At 62.8% G+C, this 1,391-nt stretch carries 1 protein-coding gene; it reads left to right on the forward strand.

The window, feature by feature from the left end:
- The first annotated feature begins 60 nt into the window (after positions 1-60).
- Positions 61-1,254 (forward strand): IS701 family transposase, encoded by a 1,194-nt coding sequence (locus NLI89_RS21595; protein WP_183938023.1) that lies wholly within the window; start codon positions 61-63, stop codon positions 1,252-1,254.
- The last annotated feature ends 137 nt before the right edge of the window (positions 1,255-1,391 follow it).

Below are 1,391 nucleotides of genomic sequence, written 5' to 3' on the forward strand. Positions count from 1 at the left end.
TTACAGTTGCGCATTTGATCGAAGTCTGAATCAATGGGTCTCCATGGCAGGAGACTGTGGATGACGGGCGCATCGATTGAGACGACGCTGGAGCTTTGGGCGACTTCGCTGCGTGATGTGAAGGCGCGGATGCGGGGTTTGTTCACGCAGGAACGTGTCGCGGCATCTGCAGGGTTGTTCCTGGACGGACTGCTAGGCGACGAGCGGCGCAAGACCGGCTGGATGCGTGCTGAAGCGGCAGGCGATCCGGGACCGTGGCGGCAGCAGGCAATCCTCGGCCGCGGTCGGTGGGATGCTGACGCGCTGCGCGATATCGTACGCGACTATGTCGTCGACACGTTGGCTGCCGAGGATGCGGTGCTCGTGATCGACGAGACGGGCTTCCTCAAGCAGGGCAAGGCGTCGTGTGGTGTCTCGCGCCAATACACCGGGTCTGCGGGCAAGATCACCAACTGCCAGATCGGCGTCTTTGCCGCCTATGTCTCGCACCACGGTCACGCCTTTATCGACCGGGCGCTGTACCTGCCGAAGGTTTGGACGAGCGACAGCGAGCGCATGGATGCGGCCCATGTTCCAATGGAGACGCGGTTCGCGACCAAGCCCGCCTTGGCGGTGCAGATGATCGCACGTACGATTGCAGCCGACGTCCCGTTCACCTGGGTCGCCGCTGATAGCGTGTACGGCGTCGGCGACGTCGAGCAGGCGCTACGCAGAGCCGGAAAAGGCTATGTCCTCGGCGTTGGCTCCAACCATCACTTTGGCTCCTGGGTGGGGAAGCCCGCCGTTTTCGGCACTGCAGGCGAGATCGCACAGGATCTCGATCCCGCCGCCTGGCATCGCCTGTCGGCAGGCGAGGGCACGAAGGGAGCAAGACTGCACGACTGGGCCTATCTCGAACTCGCGGACATCGAGGCTACCGATTACGGTGAAGGACGCCCAGGAATGTGGACCCGCGGCTTGCTGATCCGACGACATATCACGGACGGCGAACTGGCGTTCTTCACGACTTGGTGCCCGGCGGGGACCGGGATCGACGCGCTCGTGCACGTTGAAGGCCACCGCTGGGCGATCGAGGACAGCTTCGAGACGACTAAGAACGAACTCGGCCTCGACCACAACGAAACCCGATCCTGGCACGGATGGCATCGCCACGTATCGCTGGTCATGCTTGCGTTCGCCATGATGGCAGTGATCCGCCATCATGCAAACCAAGTGACGCCCCCAAAAAGAATGCGCACGACACTCCGGCGCTGATCCGCTGGTCAATACAAGAGGTTCGGCGCATTGCCGTCCGGCTCGCCCAACGCCGTATCGCGCCCGCCCACATCATCGCATGGTCGTTATGGCGACGAGCGCATCAAGCGGCCGCCCGCCACGCACATTTAAAGACC

This window comes from Sphingomonas faeni (assembly GCF_024273235.1).
Classification (GTDB): domain Bacteria; phylum Pseudomonadota; class Alphaproteobacteria; order Sphingomonadales; family Sphingomonadaceae; genus Sphingomonas; species Sphingomonas faeni_A.